Genomic DNA, 19108 nt, shown 5'->3' with positions numbered 1-19108 from the left:
TTGCTGTGGCCGGGGCGGTCGCACGGCACTGGGTAAGTGCCGTCGCGCCGCGCCGGTGTCTGGCTCGCACGATCAGTGCGCCGCCGGACACGTCTGCCTCAAATTCCCTTCCGAACTACGTGTCTCCTCAGCTTCCTGCCTGAGATTTCTGTGTGTTCTGTGCGACTTCACGCGTCAGACGGCCTTGGCAACGTCGCGCATCACGGCGTCGAAGAACGTCGCTTTCGCGTCGTCTTCGCTACGCGCATAAGCACGGTTGATACCGCTGATGACCGCGCGGATCGATGCCGTCGTGAGATTCGCATCGATGCCTACGCCGAACGCGCTGCCGACAATCGTCTCGCCAGCCATTTCCGCAATGGCGATGGCACGCGCATCGGCGCCTTGGGTCAGCGCACGTTCTTCGTAGTGCTGCACGCGAACCGGCGTGCGCATGGCGTTCATCAGGGCATCGAGCGGCCCGTTGCCTGCACCCGAGACGGTCGTACGCTGACCGTGGATGTCGATGGTCACCGCGATGTGCTGACGGCCTTCGCGCTCGGAGAGCGAGTGGCCGACGTAGGCGACCGGCGCAGCGGCTTCCACATATTCCTTCTGGAACAACTGCCAGATTTGCGAGGCGGTGACTTCAGCGCCCGTCTCGTCGGTATAACGCTGCACGGCCGAGCTGAAGTCGACTTGCAGACGGCGCGGCATTTGCACGCCGTACGACTGTTCGAGCAGATAAGCGATACCGCCCTTGCCCGACTGGCTGTTCACACGAATGATCGAGTCGTAGGTGCGACCCAAGTCGCTCGGGTCGATCGGCAAGTACGGCACTTCCCAGAAGGTGTCCGGCTGTTGTGCAGCGAGGCCCTTCTTGATGGCGTCCTGGTGGGAACCTGAGAACGCGGTGAACACGAGATCGCCAACGTACGGGTGACGCGGGTGCACCGGCAACTGCGTGCATTCTTCCGACGTGCGCGCAATTTCGTTGATGTTCGAGAAGTCGAGGCCCGGGTCGACGCCCTGCGTGTAGAGATTCAACGCGAGGGTCACGAGGTCGACGTTACCGGTGCGCTCGCCGTTACCGAACAAGCACCCTTCGATACGATCGGCACCGGCCATCACGGCCAACTCGGCGGCGGCCACGGCCGTGCCACGGTCGTTGTGCGGGTGCACCGAGAGGATCAGGGAATCGCGATGCTTGAGGTTGCGGTGCATCCACTCGATCTGGTCGGCGTAGTAGTTCGGCGTGCCGATTTCAACGGTGGCGGGCAAATTGACGATGCACTTGTGGTCCGGGGTCGGCTGCCATACATCGAATACCGCGTCGCATACCTCTTTCGCGAAATCGAGTTCGGTGCCGGTGAAGGTTTCCGGGCTGTATTGCAGCGTCCAGCGCGTATCGGGGGCGGCATCGGCGCAACGCTTGATGGTCTTCGCGGCGGCCACGGCCAGCGCTTTCACGCCCGGCTGGTCGAGATTGAAGACGATGCGGCGGAATTCCGGCGCGGTGGCGTTGTACAGGTGAACGATGGCGCGGGGTGCGCCCTTGAGCGCGGCGAACGTGCGCTCGATGAGATCGTCACGCGCTTGCGTGAGCACTTCGATGGTGACGTCGTCGGGGATGTGGCCGCCTTCGATCAACTCGCGAACGAAGTTGAAATCGGTCTCGGAGGCCGACGGGAACGCGACTTCGATTTCCTTGAAACCGATCGCGACGAGCGTCTTGAACATGCGCATCTTGCGCTGGGCGTCCATCGGCTCGAACAGCGCCTGATTGCCGTCGCGCAGGTCGGTGCTCATCCAGATCGGGGCACGCGTGATGGTGCGGCTCGGCCACTGTCGGTCGGGGATGTTGACCGGAGTAAAGGCGCGGTATTTGGTAGCAGGGTTGTTCAACATGGCGAAGTCTCGATTGTCGGAAAAGTGGCAACCGGACGACGCTTGAGCGCAAAAAAGCTACGACCTCCGGTTGGATGAACCGGGGCTCAGATCGGCGTAACTGGGGAAAATCAGCGGTGCTTCAGAGGAAATTCAGACGATGCACGCGCGCAGCAACGGACCAAGCCCGGTGGAGCGGGCTAGTAGTCGTAGCGAGAGGGAGAATTGCGCGGTGATCATGTTTGCGATGAAAACACAGTTTTTCCCGCGCTGTCAACTATCGGCTGTCACCTTGCGATAATCGCCCGGGGCGGCGTCCACGCGCCTCGGTTGCCGCTCTGTGCCGATTCCGATAATGTGCCGTCTGATGGGATAACCGAAGGCCAGCCTCGAAACCCGACGGATCGATACGCTCAACCGTCGCGCCAATCCCGGTGTCGCACGACGCGTGTCATGACATCGGAGTCTCTCTTGGCCTCCCCCATTTCTTCGACCTCATCGTCTTCAGGCGCGCCCGCGCCATCCACCTCGTCGCCACACAGCGCCGCCAAAGTCTGGCTGCTCGCGCTGACCGTGTTTCTCGTGGGCATCGACGAAAACATTTGCATCGGCATCCTGCCCGCGATCTCGCAGGGGCTCGGCGTCTCGATGGCGTCTGCCGGTCAGCTCACCACGGTCTTCTCCGCTGTATTTGCGCTGTGGGCCTTCACGATGGCCGCATGGCTTTCGCGACATGCGCGACGCCGCGCGTTGGTCGTCGCGCTCGTGGTGTTCTCGCTCAGTAATCTCGCCGCCGCAGCCGCGCCGGGCTACGCCGCGCTGTTCGTCGCACGGATGGCGATGGCCGCGAGTTGCGCCACCATCGTGCTGCTGTGCTCCCGGCTCGCGACTGAGATCACGCCGCCCGAGTTTCACGGGCGCGCGGTGGGCATCATCTTCATGGGAATCAGTGGCTCGCTAGTGCTCGGCGTGCCGCTCGGCATGACGCTCGAACACTGGGCCGGATGGCGTGCGGTATTCGCGGTCATTGGGCTGGTCAGTGCACCGCTTATTCTCGTGCTTTGGCGCGTGTTGCCGCTCACCCAGCCCGCCACCGTCATGACGTTGCGCGCCTATGTCATAGCGTTGGCGAAACCCCGTCTTCTCGCGGCACAAGGGGTATCGATCGCTATGCTGGCCGGGCACTTCACGCTGTTCGCGTATCTCGCCCCTTATCTCCAGACCACGCTCGCCCCTTCGCCCGACGGTTTAAGCCTGCTGTTCCTCGCGTTTGGTGTCGCAGGGGTTTGCGGCGCATGGTTCGGCGGCTGGGGCTCGGACCGCGCGGGCGCGGCGCGCGCTTTGCTCGGCTGCCCGCTGCTGTTTCTTGTGGCCATGGCGTGTGTGCCGCTCGCCACCAAGCTGGGCACCGATAGCGCGTGGCACGTCGTGGTGTTTATCGCCGCGATGATGGTCTGGGGCAGCCTGTCGTGGTCGATCTCACCGGTGGTGCAGAACTTTCTGATCCGCAGCGCACCGCAGGAAGCCGATGCCAATGTCGGCGTCAACGTGGCCGCCATGCATGTCGGCGTGGCGCTCGGCGCTGGCGTCGGTGGCGCGCTTGTCGATGGGCGCGCGCTCACGCTCACCCCATGGGTCGGATGCACGCTGGTTGCGGTGGCGGTAGCGCTTGCGGCGTTCGCTGTTCGGACGAAGCGCTAGACGCCACTGGCGTCGTGGCGCGCCGCTCCCGCGGCCTCATCTTGGAGCGCCGCCTGCGCGGCTTCATCTTGGCACGCCGCCTGCACGGCGTCAGGACGCCAGCGGTACCGCAGACGTACACTTGATTTCGTCGAGACAGACGCTCGACTTGACGGCGCTTACGCCCGGAATCCGCATCAATGTATCGAGCAGAAATTCGGACAGCGCCTTCAAATCGCGCGCCACCACCTTGAGTACATAGTCGATATCGCCGGTCACGGAAAAGCACTCTTGTATCTGCGCCAACTCCGCGACCAGTCCCTTGAAGTTCGACAAGTCACGGATATGCCCACGCTCCATCGTCACGTGTACGAACGCGACGACGCTAAAGCCCAGCCGCTGCGCGTCGAGCCGCGTGTCGTAGCCTTTGATCACCCCCAGTTCTTCCAACCGCCGATGGCGGCGCAGGGTTTGCGCGGGCGACAGCTTGATGGCTTCGGCCAGTTCCAGGTTCGAAATACGCCCGTGCGACTGCAAAATCGCCAGCAAGCGTACGTCGATCCGATCAATCTCAATGTTATGCACTTTCCTTTCCCCCAGCGTACCAATGGAGAAATATTAGTGCATAACATAGGGTTTCCCTATGGCTTTTACGAAATCCTATTTTGCGGTGACGCACTTACACTGACCGCCTCAAATCGATGCAGTGCACGCGCGACGGCAGGCATTACGCAGGTTTCGGGAATCAAAACGGATGGGAGAGCAATCCCGACCGGGCGGTCAGCGATCCACAATTTAATTGCGCATCGCGACCGGTCCGAGAAATTCCACCCCCGAAACCTCGCAAACCACCTCCGCGCAAAGCACGCATCCAACGAATCATCCACCTCACAAAGCCGAGACGATCATGGCCGACCTTTTTGACAACCCGATGCAATTGATGGGCTTCGAATTCGTGGAATTCGCGTCGCCCACCCCGAACGTGCTCGAACCGATCTTCGAGCAGATGGGCTTCACGCTCGTGGCCCGCCATCGCTCGAAAGACGTGGTGCTCTATCGTCAGGGCGAGGTCAACTTCATCGTCAACCGCGAGCCGAACAGCCCGGCCGCCTACTTTGCCGCCGAGCACGGCCCGAGCGCCTGCGGTATGGCGTTCCGCGTGAAAGACTCGCACCAGGCCTACGCCCGCGCGCTGGAGCTCGGCGCCCAGCCGGTCGAGATCGCCACCGGCCCGATGGAACTGCGTCTGCCTGCCATCAAGGGTATCGGCGGCGCGCCGCTGTACCTGATCGACCGCTTCGAAGAAGGCAAGTCGATCTATGACATCGACTTCGAATTCATCGAAGGCGTCGATCGCCACCCGGTCGGCCACGGCCTTCGCCTGATCGACCACCTGACGCACAACGTCTATCGCGGCCGTATGTCGTTCTGGGCGAACTTCTACGAGAAGCTGTTCAACTTCCGCGAAATTCGCTACTTCGACATCTCGGGCGAATACACCGGCTTGGCCTCGAAGGCCATGACCGCGCCCGATGGTAAAATCCGCATCCCCCTGAACGAAGAATCCGCCAAGGGCAGCGGCCAGATCGAAGAGTTCCTGATGGCCTTCAACGGCGAAGGCATTCAGCACATTGCATTCCTGACCGACGACCTGATTCAGGTCATCGACAATCTGCAAATGGCCGGCGTCCCGCTCATGACGGCACCGAACGACTTCTACTATCAGGCACTGGAAACGCGTCTGCCGGGTCACGGCCAGCCGGTCGGTGAACTGAAGTCGCGCGGCATTCTGCTCGACGGCACGACCGAAGGCGGCAAGCCGCGTCTGCTGCTCCAGATCTTCTCGAAGACCCTGCTCGGTCCGGTGTTCTTCGAGTTCATCCAGCGTCGCGGCGACGACGGTTTCGGCGAAGGCAACTTCAAGGCACTGTTCGAATCGCTCGAGCGCGACCAGATCGAGCGGGGCACGCTCAAGGTCTGAGTCCAGGGGAGACGACCGGCGCTACGTGCGCCGGGATGACGGTCACCTCTCGCGGGGTGACCACCAAGGACACGGCAGCGGTGTCATAAGCACCGCGCTGTGGCGGCTCAACGCCTCCGGTCCGTTCACACCGAACGGAAACAGAGAGGCGCGTCGCATGGCATCGAAGGTAGGGTAAGGAACAGACATGTCCGCCAACGCAGCACAAGAAGGCTCGCTCCACCGCGGCCTGAAGAATCGTCACATTCAATTGATCGCCCTCGGTGGCGCGATCGGCACCGGGCTCTTTCTCGGCATCGCCCAAACCATCAAAACCGCTGGCCCCTCCGTACTGCTTGGCTACGCCATTGCCGGTATCGTCGCGTTTTTCATCATGCGGCAACTCGGTGAAATGGTCGTCGACGAGCCTGTGGCCGGCTCGTTCAGCTACTTCGCCAACAAGTATTGCGGCCAGTTCGCGGGCTTCGTCTCGGGCTGGAACTACTGGGTGCTGTACATCCTCGTGTCGATGGCCGAACTCTCGGCTGTCGGTATCTACGTGCAGTACTGGTGGCCGACGATCCCCACGTGGGTCTCGGCGCTCGTGTGCTTCGGCATCATCAACGCCATCAACCTCTCGAGCGTGAAGTCGTACGGCGAGATGGAGTTCTGGTTCGCCATCATCAAGGTCGCCGCCATCGTCGGCATGATCGGGTTTGGCGGCTACTTGCTCTTCTCGGGCAATGCCGGCCCCGACGCCAGCGTGGCTAACCTGTGGCAGCACGGCGGGTTCTTCCCGAACGGCGTTTCCGGGCTGGTGATGGCCATGGCCGTGATCATGTTCTCGTTCGGCGGTCTCGAACTGGTGGGCATTACCGCCGCCGAAGCCGACGATCCGTCGCGCACCATTCCGCGCGCGACCAATCAGGTGATCTACCGCATTCTGATTTTTTACGTCGGCGCCCTCGGCGTGCTGCTCTCGCTGTATCCGTGGGAAAAGGTGGTCTCCGGCGGCAGCCCGTTCGTGCTGATCTTCCACGAGCTGAACAGCAACTTCGTCGCCAACGTGCTCAACGCCGTGGTGCTCACCGCTGCCCTGTCGGTCTACAACAGCGGCGTGTACTGCAACAGCCGCATGCTCTACGGTCTGGCCGGTCAGGGCAATGCGCCGCGTGCGCTGCTCAAGGTCAACGCCCGTGGCATTCCGCTGGCCGCGCTCGGCGTGTCGGCAGCGGCCACCGCCGTGTGCGTCGTCATCAACTACTTCATGCCGGGTAAGGCGTTCGAACTGCTGATGGGGCTGGTCGTCTCGGCGCTGATCATCAACTGGGCCATGATCAGCGTGATCCATCTGGTGTTCCGCCGTGCCAAGGCGCGTGCCGGTGAGACCACGGTCTTCAAGAGCCTCTGGTACCCGTTCACGAACTACCTGTGCCTGGCGTTCCTCGGCGGCATTCTGGTCGTGATGTACCTGACTCCGGACCTGCGCATCTCGGTCTATCTGATCCCGGTCTGGCTGGTCGTGCTGACCATCGGCTACCGCATGCGCCAGAAACGCGCGGCCGCCGGCGTGCCGGCCACGGCTCGCTGACACGCCAAATGCGTGCATGTCCCGCGCGCGCGTCGCGCGGGGCATACACGGGGGTGCCGCACTAGCGGTATCATCATCGTTTGCGGTCGTCCGCCCGTCCGCTCATCCGATTGCCGATTTCCGATTCGCTGACTCTCTCCCGTTATTCCAGGAACTGCCATGTTCGAACATATCGATGCTTATCCCGGTGACCCGATCCTCTCGCTCAACGAGAATTTCGCGAAGGACGCCCGCACCAACAAGGTCAACCTGAGCATCGGCATCTATTACGACGACGATGGCCGTCTGCCGGTCATGCAGGCCGTGCGTCAGGCCGAAGCGCTGCTGCTCGCCGAAGTGGGTCCGAAGCCCTACCTGCCGATGGCGGGTTTCGCGAATTATCGCGACGCCGTGCAAGCCCTCGTGTTCGGCGACGATTCGCCCGCACGCACTGAAGGCCGCATTGCCACCGTGCAGACGCTTGGCGGCTCGGGCGCCCTCAAAGTGGGTGCCGACTTCATCAAGCGCTACTTCCCGGACGCGCAGGTGTGGGTGAGCGACCCCACGTGGGACAACCACCGCTTCATCTTCGAGCGCGCCGGTTTCACCGTGAATACGTACCCGTATTACGACGAAGCCACGGGCGGCCTGCAATTCGAAGCGATGGTCGACGCCATCGACAAACTGCCGGCCCGCAGCGTCGTGCTGTTGCACGCTTGCTGCCACAACCCGACCGGTGTCGATCTGAACGACGCGCAGTGGGTGCAGGTGATCGACGTGCTCAAGAAGCGCGAACTGCTGCCCTTCGTCGACATGGCCTATCAAGGCTTCGGTTCGGGCCTGGACGCCGACGCATTCGTGATTCGCGAACTGGCCCGTCAGGGCGTACCGGCATTCGTGGCGAATTCGTTCTCGAAGAACTTCTCGCTGTACGGCGAGCGTTGCGGCGGTCTGTCGGTGATTTGCGAATCGGGCGAAGCGGCCGATCGCGTGCTGGGTCAGTTGACGAGCGCTGTGCGTTCCAACTACAGCAACCCGCCGACGCATGGCGCGAAAATCGTGGCCAAGGTGTTGAGCACGCCGGAACTGCGCAAGTCGTGGGAAGACGAGCTCACGCAGATGTGCCAGCGCATCACGCGTATGCGCGGTGCGATTCATGAAGGTCTGCGCGGTCACGTGCCGGACAACATGCTCTCGCGCTATCTGGAGCAACGCGGCATGTTCACGTACACCGGCCTGTCGGCCGCGCAAGTCGACACGCTGCGCGACGAGTACGGCGTGTATCTGATTCGCTCGGGCCGCATGTGTGTTGCTGGTTTGAACGAAAAGAACGTCGGCGTGGTGTCGCAGAGCATCGCCAAGGTGCTGAACAACGCGTAATTACGTGGCAGTCATCGCATCGCGGTAATGACAAAGGGACGGTAGTTGCCGTCCCTTTGTCGTTTCAAGCGCGCCGTCAGCAAGCCTTTTCACTTGGCGTTATATTGGCTGTCCTGCGGCGACATGCGCCGCCAAACCCGAACGTCTCTGAACGCATCGAACCCCATGACCGCCCCGTCCGCCGATTTGTCTCAGTTCCCGATCACCCGCAAGTGGCCCGCCGCCCATCCCGAGCGTCTGCAACTGTATTCGCTGCCCACGCCTAACGGCGTGAAGGTGTCGATCATGCTCGAAGAGATCGGCTTGCCTTACGAGGTGCATCTGGTCAGCTTCCAGACCGACGACCAGCTCACGCCCGAGTTTCTGTCGCTGAACCCGAACAACAAGATTCCCGCGATTCTCGATCCGAACGGTCCCGACGGTAAGCCGTTGCCGCTGTTCGAGTCGGGCGCCATCCTCTGGTATCTGGCCGAGAAGACCGGCAAGCTGCTGCCCACCGATCCGGCCGCACGTTACGAAACGCTGCAATGGCTGATGTTCCAGATGGGCGGCATCGGCCCGATGTTCGGGCAACTGGGCTTCTTCCATAAGTTCGCGGGCAAGGACTATGAAGACAAGCGCCCGCGCGACCGTTATGTGAACGAGTCCAAGCGCCTGCTCGCTGTGCTCGATGCACATCTGGCCAACCGCACGTGGCTGCTCGGCGACGAGTACACGATTGCGGACATCGCCACGTTCCCGTGGGTTCGCAATCTCGTCGGCTTCTACGAGGCAGGCGATCTGGTCGAGTTCACGCAATTCAAGAACGTCAAACGTGTGCTCGATGCGTTCGTCGCACGTCCGGCCGTGATTCGCGGGCTAGATATTCCGAAGCGTCCCGCCTAAGGCGAATACGCTTAGCGCAGCAAAAAAAGGGCCGGTGCATCCGTGAGGATGACCGGCCTTTGAACGAGACAGGGCTCGAGGAGATACTGCCCCGCCAGACGTCGACCGACGACCCGGCGGGTACTGCGGAAGCAATGCAAGCAGCGGGTGCTGCGAAAGACGCGTGACGCGGTTACGCCGACTTCTTGAAGCGAGCGGCTTCTTCCGACCCGCCCGTGGCGTTACCTGCGCTATACGAGTGCGCGCCCACACCGGCGAGCTTGCCGCCTTGCACGATCAGGTACTCGTTGCGAATCGGCTTGTTCTCGAAATAGCACTCCAGAATTTCACGCGTACCGGCGGCGTAGCGCGCTTGTGCCGACAGGCTCGTGCCCGAGATGTGCGGCGTCATGCCATGGTGCGGCATGTGGCGCCACGGGTGATCGGCCGGTGCCGGTTGCGGGAACCACACGTCGCCGCCGTAGCCAGCGAGTTGACCGCTTTCCAGCGCGGCTGCCACTGCATCGCGATCGCACAACTTGCCGCGCGCCGTGTTGATCAGGTAAGCGCCGCGCTTGAAGTGCTTCAGGCTGTCGGCGTTGATCATGTGTTCCGTTTCCGGGTGCAGCGGGCAGTTCAGCGTGACCACGTCGCACACCTTCGCCAGGCTTTCCAGACTCGTGTGGTGGGTGAGGTTGAGTTCCTTCTCGACAGATTCCGGCAGACGGTGACGATCGAGATAGTGCAGATGCGTGCCGAACGGCTTCATCAGGCGCAGCACGCGCAGGCCGATACGGCCAGCCGCGACCGTGCCCACGTGCATACCTTCCAGATCGTACGAACGCGACACGCAATCGGCGATGTTCCAACCACCTTTGAGCACCCACTGATACGACGGCAGGTAGTTGCGCACCAGCGCGAGTGTGGTCATCAACACGTGCTCGGCCACGCTATTGCTGTTGCAATACGTGACTTCCGCGACCGTGATGCCATGCTCCATGGCCGCTTGCAGATCGGTGTGATCCGAGCCGATACCGGCCGTCACGATCATCTTGAGTTTCTTCGCACGCTTGATGCGCTCGGCGGTCATGTAGGCCGGCCAGAACGGCTGCGAAATGACGATTTCCGCATCGGCGAGTTCGCGGTCGAGCACGCTGTTGTCGCCGTCTTTGCTCGACGTCACGACCAGTTGGTGGCCGTTCGATTCGAGATACTTACGCAGGCCCAGCTCACCCGAGACGCTACCGAGCAAAGCGCCCGGCTGGAAGTCGATGCCCTTGGGCGTCGGCAGCGTCTGACCGTCGGGGTAGCACTCGATCTTCGGCAGATCGTCGCGGGCGTAGGTCTTGGGATATCCGGTGACGGGATCGTCGTACAGAACACACACAATCTTGGCCATGATGTCTCGCTCCTGAGGTTGTTGTCTGCGTGGGCGGCGCATGGTGTCGCCGCTGCATTGAGGCCAATGATCGGTGTATCGCACGCCGATGGAAAATCGTTAAGACCGATCGGTTGATCGGTCCGGCCTATCAAACTCAGGGGAAAAACGTCAGGCGGTGGCGTTAAACGCCTCGTGATACTGCACAGTGCCCGACGGCGTCGAACCGTCGAGCGACAGCGTTTGGAAGTATTCGGGCGGCACACCGGGCAGCACAACCTCCGGGACAGCGATAAACCCGAAGCGCCCGTAGTACGCCGGGTCGCCGAGCACGACGCAGCCGGCCGCACCGTGCTCACGCAACGCGTCGAGCGCCGCCTGCATCAAGCGGCTGCCAACGCCTTGACCTTGCCGGTCAGGTGCGACGGAAATCGGCCCGAGGCCATACCAGCGCGCGCTGCCATCGGAGATCGTGACGGGTGATACCGCCACATGCCCCACGATGGCGTCGTCCTCAAGCGCGACGAGCGATACCGTCAGTTGGCCCGCGCGGCGCAGCGCGTTCACGATGAATTGCTCAGTGTGATCGGTATGGGGTGCGTTGAGAAACGCTGCGGTTGTCAGCGCTTCGATCGCAGCCGCGTCAGTGGCGGTTTCGTTTCGAATTTGGAGTGTCATGCGCTGAATTGTAGGTGCTTGTCAGCGACATGCCACTGCGGCAACCGCTACGCAGGCAACAGCGCGTCCAATCGCACCTGTAAATCCACCGACCGGAACGCGGCGACAGCCGCTTCCAACAACGGGGGCCGCGGCTGACGCTCCCGCAGAATCAGCCCGATCTCGCGATGCAATGCGGGCTGCAACGGCACGGCGTGCAACTCGTCGCGCATCTCTGCCAGACACAACACGCTGTGCGGCACGATGCTGTACAGCCCCGCGCAACGTACATGGGCGTATAGCGCCATCAGCGAATCGGTCTCGACTCGAGGGGACGCCGACGTACCGGCACGCGCGAGTGCCGCGTCGATCCCCTGACGGCATTGCATGTTGCTCGTGAGCAGGCAGAGCGGCAGTTTCGCCGCTTCGTGCCAAGAGAGTGTCGTCCGTCCTGCCAGCACTGCCTCGTCGCGCGCGATGAGCACGTAACGCTCACGAAACAACGGGATGGTCTCGAATTCACGCAAGCGAGGATCGTCGAGATAGCTGAGACCGACGTCGAGATCGAGTTCGGCAAGCTGACGCAGCGCCTGCGTGGCCGAAAGCGTGTAGACCTCGTGCCGCATACCGGGGAAGTCGCGCAGACAGGCGTCGGTAAGCAACGGGACGAGCGGCAAGGCGGTAGGAATGGCACCGATGCGCAGGCAGCCCGCGACTTCGCGGCGGCTGGCACTGGCCTCCTGGCGCAGACCTTCGCAATCGGCCAACACCTGACGCGCCCACGCCAATACCCGCTCGCCCTCGGGCGTAAAGCCCTCGAAGCGGCGGCCACGACGCACGATGGGCAGGCCGAACTCCTCTTCGATGCTGCGAATCGCGCCCGATAACGTGGGCTGCGACACATTGCACAACTCGGCCGCACGGCGGAAATGCTGCGCTTGCGAGAGCGCCACGAGATAACTCAACTGCCGGATAAACATGGCCTGCGTCCTCCCCCACGATGTGGCCGGGGAGGCATGTCACGTCCCCGTTATATCGTCATGAATATAGCGCATGACAGGGCGTGGCAGTCATGAGAATCCGGCATAACTGTTATGGCAATTTGGTACGGCCGGGCGTGCCAGAAATGGCGCCCGGCCTGCTTATTGGGCGGACGCCGGGGCGGGAATGGCCTGCGTTGGCGGCGCGACAGGCACCGGCGAGGGCGGTGCAGACGGGAACTGCGAAGGTAAAGGCGAAGGCGAATACGAAGACGACGGCGACGGCGGTACGCCTGACGTCGCCCCGGGCCCGTCCCATTCGCCTGGCACCCCGGGGATGGTGTTTCCGTGCGGTGTCGCCACGGCCGAACCAGCATCCGGCTTGGCAAGCACCGCCGAGGCCACCGGCACCGGTAGCGGGCCGTCGTTGTGTGCAGCGCTGGCCGTATCGGTGCCTAGTTCAGACGATGACGGCGTAGGGGCTGGCGCGGGTGCAGCTTGCCGCTTCACCGTCGCCTTCGGTTTATGTTCCGGTTCCGGCTTCTTGGCGAAAAGCGCGCTCACCCAATCGCTCGCACGGGTCCACCAGTCGCTGTACCAGTGATGATTGTCCGGCGCTTCGAAGCGCGCATTCGGATCGATCAACTTGGCGCGCAACGCCCGCGAAAACACATCGCCCACGATCGGCAGTGCACTGTGCGCGCCCTGCCCCCAGTAATCGCTGCGCAAGGTAATACGGCTGTCGTTGAACCCCACCCACGCACCGGCGACCAGTTGCGGCTGCATCAAGATGAACCAGCCGTCGGCATTGTCTTGCGTGGTCCCGGTCTTGCCCGCTACATCCGCGCGAATGCCGAAGCGCGTGCGGATCGCGTTGCCGGTACCGCGGTTGATCACACCGCGCATGGTATCGAGCAGCGTGTAATCGTCGGCTTCCGAGAGCGCGCGCTCGGCCCGCGCGGGAGAGAACGTAGCCAACACGTCGCCTTCGCTATTCGTGATCTCGGTGACCATGGTCGGCTCGCGATACTCACCGCCGTCGGCGATCGTGCCGTACGACGCGACCATCTCCTTGAGCGACACCGGGCTCGTGCCCAATGCCAGCGACGGCACCGGATCGAGCTTGCTCTCGCGCACGCCCATTGCACGCGCCAGCCCCACCACACGCGACGGCCCCACTTCCTGCATCAACTGCGCGGTCACCGTGTTACGCGATTGCGCCAGTGCATCGCGCAACGCCATCGGCTTGTTGGTCGGCGCGGTATCGTCGCTCGGCCGCCAGATTTCGCCGCCCGCGAGCGGAATTTCAACGGACTGATCGACGATGGTGTCGTCGGGCTTCGCCCCCTTGATGAAAGCGGCGCCGTACACGAAGGGCTTGAACGTCGAGCCCGGCTGACGGCGGGCCTGCTGCACGTGATCGAACGGATCGATCGTGAAATCGCGGCTGCCCACCCATGCGCGAATCGAGCCCGTGCGCGGGTCGATCGCGAGGAAGCTCGCCTGCACGCGCGTTTTCGTCGCACGCAGGTTTTGCATAAAGGTCTTGTCGGCAAGCAGGCGTTTCATCGCCGCCTCGGGCGCCTCGCCACCGGCCACCGCATTGCGATACTCGGCCGACTCGCGCACGAACGATTGCACCAGCGCCGCGCTATCGCGCCAGCCGCCACGGGCCGACCAGTTCGCGTCGGCAATCCCCTGCAACTGATTCGCCTGACGCGTGAGCGCCTGCGTGGCCATCGACTGAAGACGCGAGTCGATGGTGGTGTGCACCACGAGGCCGTCCGAGTAAATGTTGTAGTCGTTGCGATCCGCCCAGCCGATCAGCCACTTGCGCAATTGCTGAGCGAAGTGCGGCGCCGGGCCGGGCTCCTCCGTCTGGCGCTCGAAGTTCACGCGCAGTGGCCGCTTTTGCAGCGCCGCCAGTTTCGACGCATCGAGGTCGCCGTATTTCACCATCTGGGCGAGCACGGTATTGCGGCGTTGCAGCGCGCGCTCCGGGTTGATGACCGGGTTGTAATAGCTATTGCCCTTGAGCATGCCGACGAGCGTGGCCGCTTCGACTACGTCGAGTTGATCGGCCGACTTGTCGAAATACGTGCGGGCGGCCATCTCGATACCGTAGGCGTTGTACAGAAACGGCACGGTATTGAGGTACGTCTCGAGAATTTCGGGCTTGGTGTAGAGCGCCTCGATCTTGAGCGCGGTGATCGCTTCCTTGAGCTTGCGCGTGAGCGTGGGCGCACGGCCAATCTCGTCGGGATACAGGTTGCGGGCGAGCTGCTGCGTGATGGTGGAACCGCCCTGCCGATTCCCCGAGAACGTGTGCAGCGCCGCCGACGCCGTGCGTTTCAGGTCGATGCCGTGGTGTTCGTAAAACCGATGGTCTTCAGTCGACACCAGCGCCTTGACGACGTTGGGCGACACATCCTTTAGCGCCACCCATTCCCGGTTGGACGGCCGGAATTCGGCGAGCAACTTGCCGTCGGCAGACAGCACCTGTGCGGGCTGGTCGACCTTCGCACGGCGGATATCGCGGATGCCGGGCGTGAACGGAATCAGAATCAGCGTGTAGGCGATGAACAGCGCAGGGACGGCGGCGATGGAGATCAGCACGCCGCGTCGCGTGGGATGACGCACATGGTGCCAGGCGCGCTCGGCAAGCGGTTGCAAGCGTTGCTGGAGGGATTGCAGCAGGGGATGTAGCAGACGAATGCCATGCCGGCCCGCTTGGGCGATGGCATGCAGCAGCGACGAAATCAAGCGCTTCACGATGGGGGAACGCGTGGCAAAGTCCGCATCCTACCAAAACGGGGAGGCCACCCGACGCTTATGCGCCACAAATGCGCGACAGTTTGTCGCATCGCCGACAGGGGTTTTCGCGCGCTTGATGCGCGTCAAGTCTGGCGCATGCAGGCGCTTCTACCATCGTTCGTGCTCACTCACGACTTTGGAAATCATCATGAAGCACTCCCTCGGCGCCACGGCCATCGCAGCCGCACTCGTCGCCGGTGCCGCGTTTTTCAGCACTGGCGCCTCGGCACAGGCTACCGACACCCCGCCCGCGAATGCCGCACAAGACAAGACCTTCGGCTTCATCAAAGACAGCTCGCAAGGCATTTACGCGGGCGACATTCTTGCGCGCGTGCGCGCCATCGGCATCATGCCGGACTCGCATGCGAGCGGCAGCGTGCTGCCCACGCTCGGCGTCACCGTCAATAACGCCATCGTGCCGGAGCTCGACTTCACGTACATGATTCTCGACAACGTCGGGGTCGAACTGATTCTCGGCATGTCGCGCCATCAACTCACGTCCAGCCTTGGGCATCTCGGTGGCGTGAACGTGCTGCCGCCGACGCTGCTGCTGCAATACCACTTCAACCATGCGGGCAAAGTGCGCCCGTACGTCGGCGCCGGTATCAACTACACGCGTTTCTGGAACAGCAACCTCAACGCGGGCGGCACGCCGATTTCGATCAAGAACCACAGCGTCGGGCCAGCCCTGCAAGCGGGTGTCGATATTCAGATGACGAAAAACCTGTTCTTCAACATCGACATCAAGAAGATTTGGATGAAGACCGACACGTCGCTGGCCGGGACTGACCTCGGCACGCTGCATATCGACCCGCTGATCGTCGGCGTCGGCGTGGGGATGAAGTTCTAGTTTTCGGCCCCATCGTTCGGGGTCATCCTTCGGCCCCGTAATTCGGACCAGTACCACGGCGCGATCGCCCGATCTGTGCCGAGTTCCGTGCACGATGCGTCAAATTGTCGCGTCCTCCCTACATGAGAACGCAAAACATTTACGCGTCGTGACGGCAGCCCCTACAATGCCTGCTTCCCTGAACGCACTATTTACGTAACTTCGGCCCAGGCATGCGCAAGCTCCGTCAGCATCGCGTCGCAATCGGGATCGCCTTGCTGGCGATCCTGTTGGCAGCGCTCATGCCGGCCATTGCGCAATGGCGTGCGGCCATGCAGAAGGACCCGTTTGCGGTCTACTGCACGGTGCAGGGCACACAAGCGGCGCTGGGCACCAACAGCACCCCGCGTGCCGACGCGCAGCGCGACCCCGCGCACGATGGCCACAGCGGTCACGACGATGCGCAAGCGCCGCCCGCGACCGAGCGTGCCACCAGTCTGCACAGTGAACATAGCGGCCCCGACCACTCGCTAGCGTCGGCCGAACACTGGGAAAAGTGCGGCTATTGCACGCTCTGGGCACATCAGCCGCTCGTCGCATCCCATTTCCTTACCCCCCCGACTGCCGCGCCGACAGGCATCGCCGACGCCCCCCGCGTGCTGGTGCCCTACTATCCGCGCGCCCGCTTCTCCGCAGCACTGGCGCGTGCGCCGCCCTCTCTGATCGTCTGATCCCGCCGACTTCCGGCTAACGGGCTCGCGTCCGGTTAGCCGTGACTCGCGCTTTTCCGATTCCGCTGTTTCGTTTGCGTCGTGCGCGCCGTTGCTGCGCGCTGCGGTCATTCGTGCGTTCGTGCGCCGGTACGTCCGTGTGCCCGGGTGCTCCTATGCCCGAACGCCAACGCACACGGCAATCCAGAACATCAAGCGAACGCTCAGCGCTCGCCAGAGAGACACTCATGCTACGTCCCATCACACAGAAGCCGTTGCAAACGGCCATCGCACTCGTCTTCGCCTCGCTGGGCGGCCAAGCCCACGCGCTCACTTCCGACGCCTCGGCGATCAGTGCAGCCGCTTCGCCACTGCTGGTCGCGCAAGCGCCGAGCGACCCGGTCGCCACGTTGCCCGCCACGACCGTGACTGCACCTGCCGAGTCGCTGACCTCGCCGAGCGTCGAGGAACAGAAAGCCAATCTGTTTCAAACCGCAGGCTCGGTCGGCTTCGTGGATTCGGATTCGTATCAGAACACCTACGCGTTCAACCTGCGCGACGTCCTCAAGGACAGCCCCGGGGTCTACGTGCAAAACCGTTACGGTCAGGAACTGCGCCTGTCGATTCGGGGCTCGGGCATCGCGCGCGGCTATCACGTGCGGGGTCTCGACATCCTCCAAGATGGCATTCCGACGAACCTCGCAGACGGCAGCGGCGACTATTACCAAATCGATCCGCTCGGTCTGCGCTCGACGGAAATCTACAAAGGCGGCAACGGCCTCGCCTACGGTGCGACGACACTGGGCGGCGCACTGAACTTCGTCACGCCGACGGCCTACACGGCTGAAGCGCCGAATCAGTTCCGTATCGATGGCGGCAGCTTCGGGAACGTTCGTGCCAGCGGCCAGATGTCGCGCATTTTCGGGCCGCTCGACGCGCTCGCCACCATCACCGTCAATCGCGCAGATGGCTACCGCGATCACGATAAAGGCACGTACGCGCAGTTCAACGCGAACGTCGGTTACAAGTTCTCGCCCCGCGTCGAGACGCGCTTCTTCTTCGGCGCCTATATCGTCGATCAGAAACTGCCCGGCTCGCTCTCGTTGTTCGACGCGCTGAACAACCCAACCAAAGCCGCTGCCTCGGCCGTCTCCGGCGATCAGGCCCGCAACACGCGCACCGAGCGACTCGGCAACCTAACGACAGTCCGCTTCGATGTCGGCCAACTCGACATCGCCTCGTGGGTGATTCACAAGAGCCTTTACCACCCGATCTTTCAAGCACTGGATCAGGACGGCTGGACGTACGGCATCGCCCCGCGTTACACCGCCAACCTCACGCTCGCCGGTATGCGCAACGACCTGATCGTCGGCGCCCGGTTCTTCGGCGGCAACACGCAGGCCGATCAATACGTCAACGTGAACGGCAATCGCGGCGCGCAAACGCTCAACTCGCGACAAAGCGCGTACAACTACGAGGCTTACTTCGAGAACCGCCTGTTCTTCCTGCCGACCGTGGGTCTGATGATCGGTGCCAAGGCCTATCGCGACGTGCGCCAATATGTCGATTACGGTGGCCTGCCCAACGACCCGAACTATCGTTCGACGAGCGCCGCCTACTCGGGGGTGAATCCGAAAATCGGCTTGCTGTGGGAGCCGCGCAAGGATGTGCAAGCGTTCATCGACGTGACGCGCAGTGCCGATGTGCCGGACTTCACCGACCTCTCGCAGACCTTCGGTGCAACGTCACGCTTCGTGCCGCTCGCAGCACAACACGCGTGGACGATTGAAGCCGGTACGCGCGGCAAACTGGGCCGTGTTGCGTGGGACTTCACCGCCTACCGCTCGCTCGTGCGCGATCAATTGCTGCAATACACGACCTCGCCCGACATTCCCGCCTCGACGTTCAACGCGAACAAGACCGTGTTGCAAGGTCTGGAAGTCGGCGCGTCGTTCGATTTGTTCAAGGACGTGATCGCTACCGGCGATCGCGTCACGCTCTCGCAAATCTGGAACTACAGCGACTTCCGCTTCCGTGACGACCCGCAGTACGGCAACAACCGCATCGCAGGCGTGCCCACCAACGTGCTGCGCACGACACTCGGCTATGCGCTCACCAACCGGTTCCAGATCGCGGCGTCGCTCGACTGGGTGCCGACCGGCGCGTGGGTCGACTACGCCAATACGATGCGCGTGCCGGGCTACACGTTGATCGGCTTGCAAGCGTCGTATCTCGTGCAGCGCGGTGTCACGTTCTACGTCGATGCCCGCAACCTGACCGACAAGCGCTACGTGTCGGACTTCAGCACTGTGACCGACGCACGCACGGCGAATACGGCGGTCTTCTACCCGGGCGACGGTCGCAGCGTCTTCGCGGGAGTGCGATTCACGTTCTGATGCGCTGACGTCCTGCCGGGACAG

General features: G+C 62.8%; 14 protein-coding genes. 8 read left to right on the top strand and 6 right to left on the bottom strand.

Features of this window, described 5'->3' with window-relative positions; all coding sequences use genetic code 11:
• Nucleotides 1–174 precede the first annotated feature (174 nt).
• A complete protein-coding gene (leuA, locus tag PPN31114_RS14180; protein ID WP_150680099.1) occupies nucleotides 175–1887 on the bottom strand; it encodes a 2-isopropylmalate synthase in 1713 nt (570 codons plus the stop codon).
• Between the two features lie 450 nt (nucleotides 1888–2337).
• Between leuA and PPN31114_RS14175 the strand changes: the two genes are divergently transcribed.
• Nucleotides 2338–3567, top strand: a complete 1230-nt coding sequence (locus PPN31114_RS14175; RefSeq protein ID WP_246182543.1) for an MFS transporter — start codon at nucleotides 2338–2340, stop codon at nucleotides 3565–3567.
• A 90-nt stretch (nucleotides 3568–3657) separates the two neighbouring features.
• Here PPN31114_RS14175 and PPN31114_RS14170 read toward each other — a convergent pair whose 3' ends face one another.
• Nucleotides 3658–4131 carry an Lrp/AsnC family transcriptional regulator gene (locus PPN31114_RS14170; protein ID WP_150680097.1) on the bottom strand — a complete coding sequence of 158 codons (474 nt, stop codon included), beginning with the start codon at nucleotides 4129–4131 and terminating at the stop codon, nucleotides 3658–3660.
• A 322-nt stretch (nucleotides 4132–4453) separates the two neighbouring features.
• On the opposite strand from PPN31114_RS14170, the gene hppD reads away from it, so the two are divergent.
• The 4 genes from hppD (at nucleotide 4454) to PPN31114_RS14150 (ending at nucleotide 9341) form a co-directional block, all read left to right on the top strand.
• Nucleotides 4454–5527 (top strand): 4-hydroxyphenylpyruvate dioxygenase, encoded by a 1074-nt coding sequence (gene hppD, locus PPN31114_RS14165; protein WP_150680096.1) that lies wholly within the window; start codon nucleotides 4454–4456, stop codon nucleotides 5525–5527.
• Between the two features lie 187 nt (nucleotides 5528–5714).
• Nucleotides 5715–7097, top strand: a complete 1383-nt coding sequence (locus tag PPN31114_RS14160) for an amino acid permease (RefSeq protein ID WP_150680095.1) — start codon at nucleotides 5715–5717, stop codon at nucleotides 7095–7097.
• Between the two features lie 159 nt (nucleotides 7098–7256).
• Nucleotides 7257–8456: an amino acid aminotransferase gene (locus tag PPN31114_RS14155; protein ID WP_150680094.1), complete on the top strand. Its 1200-nt coding sequence runs from the start codon at nucleotides 7257–7259 to the stop codon at nucleotides 8454–8456.
• Between the two features lie 165 nt (nucleotides 8457–8621).
• The gene (locus PPN31114_RS14150; protein ID WP_150680093.1) at nucleotides 8622–9341 is read left to right on the top strand and encodes a glutathione binding-like protein; all 720 of its coding nucleotides are present in this window, start codon (nucleotides 8622–8624) and stop codon (nucleotides 9339–9341) included.
• A 172-nt stretch (nucleotides 9342–9513) separates the two neighbouring features.
• Here PPN31114_RS14150 and PPN31114_RS14145 read toward each other — a convergent pair whose 3' ends face one another.
• The 4 genes from PPN31114_RS14145 to PPN31114_RS14130 all read right to left on the bottom strand — a co-directional run bounded on the left by PPN31114_RS14145 (nucleotide 9514) and on the right by PPN31114_RS14130 (nucleotide 15107).
• The gene (locus PPN31114_RS14145; protein ID WP_150680092.1) at nucleotides 9514–10719 is read right to left on the bottom strand and encodes an NAD-dependent formate dehydrogenase; all 1206 of its coding nucleotides are present in this window, start codon (nucleotides 10717–10719) and stop codon (nucleotides 9514–9516) included.
• A gap of 150 nt (nucleotides 10720–10869) precedes the next feature.
• Nucleotides 10870–11376 carry a GNAT family N-acetyltransferase gene (locus tag PPN31114_RS14140; protein WP_150680091.1) on the bottom strand — a complete coding sequence of 169 codons (507 nt, stop codon included), beginning with the start codon at nucleotides 11374–11376 and terminating at the stop codon, nucleotides 10870–10872.
• 47 nt (nucleotides 11377–11423) lie between these two features.
• On the bottom strand, nucleotides 11424–12335 hold the full coding sequence (locus tag PPN31114_RS14135) for a LysR family transcriptional regulator (RefSeq protein ID WP_150680090.1): 912 nt from the start codon (nucleotides 12333–12335) through the stop codon (nucleotides 11424–11426).
• Nucleotides 12336–12497: 162 nt separating this feature from the next.
• Nucleotides 12498–15107: a penicillin-binding protein 1A gene (locus PPN31114_RS14130; protein ID WP_150680089.1), complete on the bottom strand. Its 2610-nt coding sequence runs from the start codon at nucleotides 15105–15107 to the stop codon at nucleotides 12498–12500.
• A 190-nt stretch (nucleotides 15108–15297) separates the two neighbouring features.
• On the opposite strand from PPN31114_RS14130, the gene PPN31114_RS14125 reads away from it, so the two are divergent.
• The 3 genes from PPN31114_RS14125 to PPN31114_RS14115 all read left to right on the top strand — a co-directional run bounded on the left by PPN31114_RS14125 (nucleotide 15298) and on the right by PPN31114_RS14115 (nucleotide 19084).
• A complete protein-coding gene (locus PPN31114_RS14125; RefSeq protein ID WP_150680088.1) occupies nucleotides 15298–15999 on the top strand; it encodes an OmpW/AlkL family protein in 702 nt (233 codons plus the stop codon).
• A gap of 212 nt (nucleotides 16000–16211) precedes the next feature.
• On the top strand, nucleotides 16212–16709 hold the full coding sequence (locus PPN31114_RS14120; protein WP_150680087.1) for a DUF2946 domain-containing protein: 498 nt from the start codon (nucleotides 16212–16214) through the stop codon (nucleotides 16707–16709).
• A gap of 227 nt (nucleotides 16710–16936) precedes the next feature.
• Nucleotides 16937–19084, top strand: coding sequence for a TonB-dependent receptor family protein (locus PPN31114_RS14115; RefSeq protein ID WP_150680086.1), 2148 nt, complete (start codon nucleotides 16937–16939; stop codon nucleotides 19082–19084).
• The last annotated feature ends 24 nt before the right edge of the window (nucleotides 19085–19108 follow it).

It is taken from the genome of Pandoraea pneumonica (assembly GCF_902459645.1).
In the GTDB taxonomy this organism is placed as follows: Bacteria; Pseudomonadota; Gammaproteobacteria; order Burkholderiales; family Burkholderiaceae; genus Pandoraea; species Pandoraea pneumonica.
This window is presented reverse-complemented; position numbering and strand designations above follow the sequence as displayed.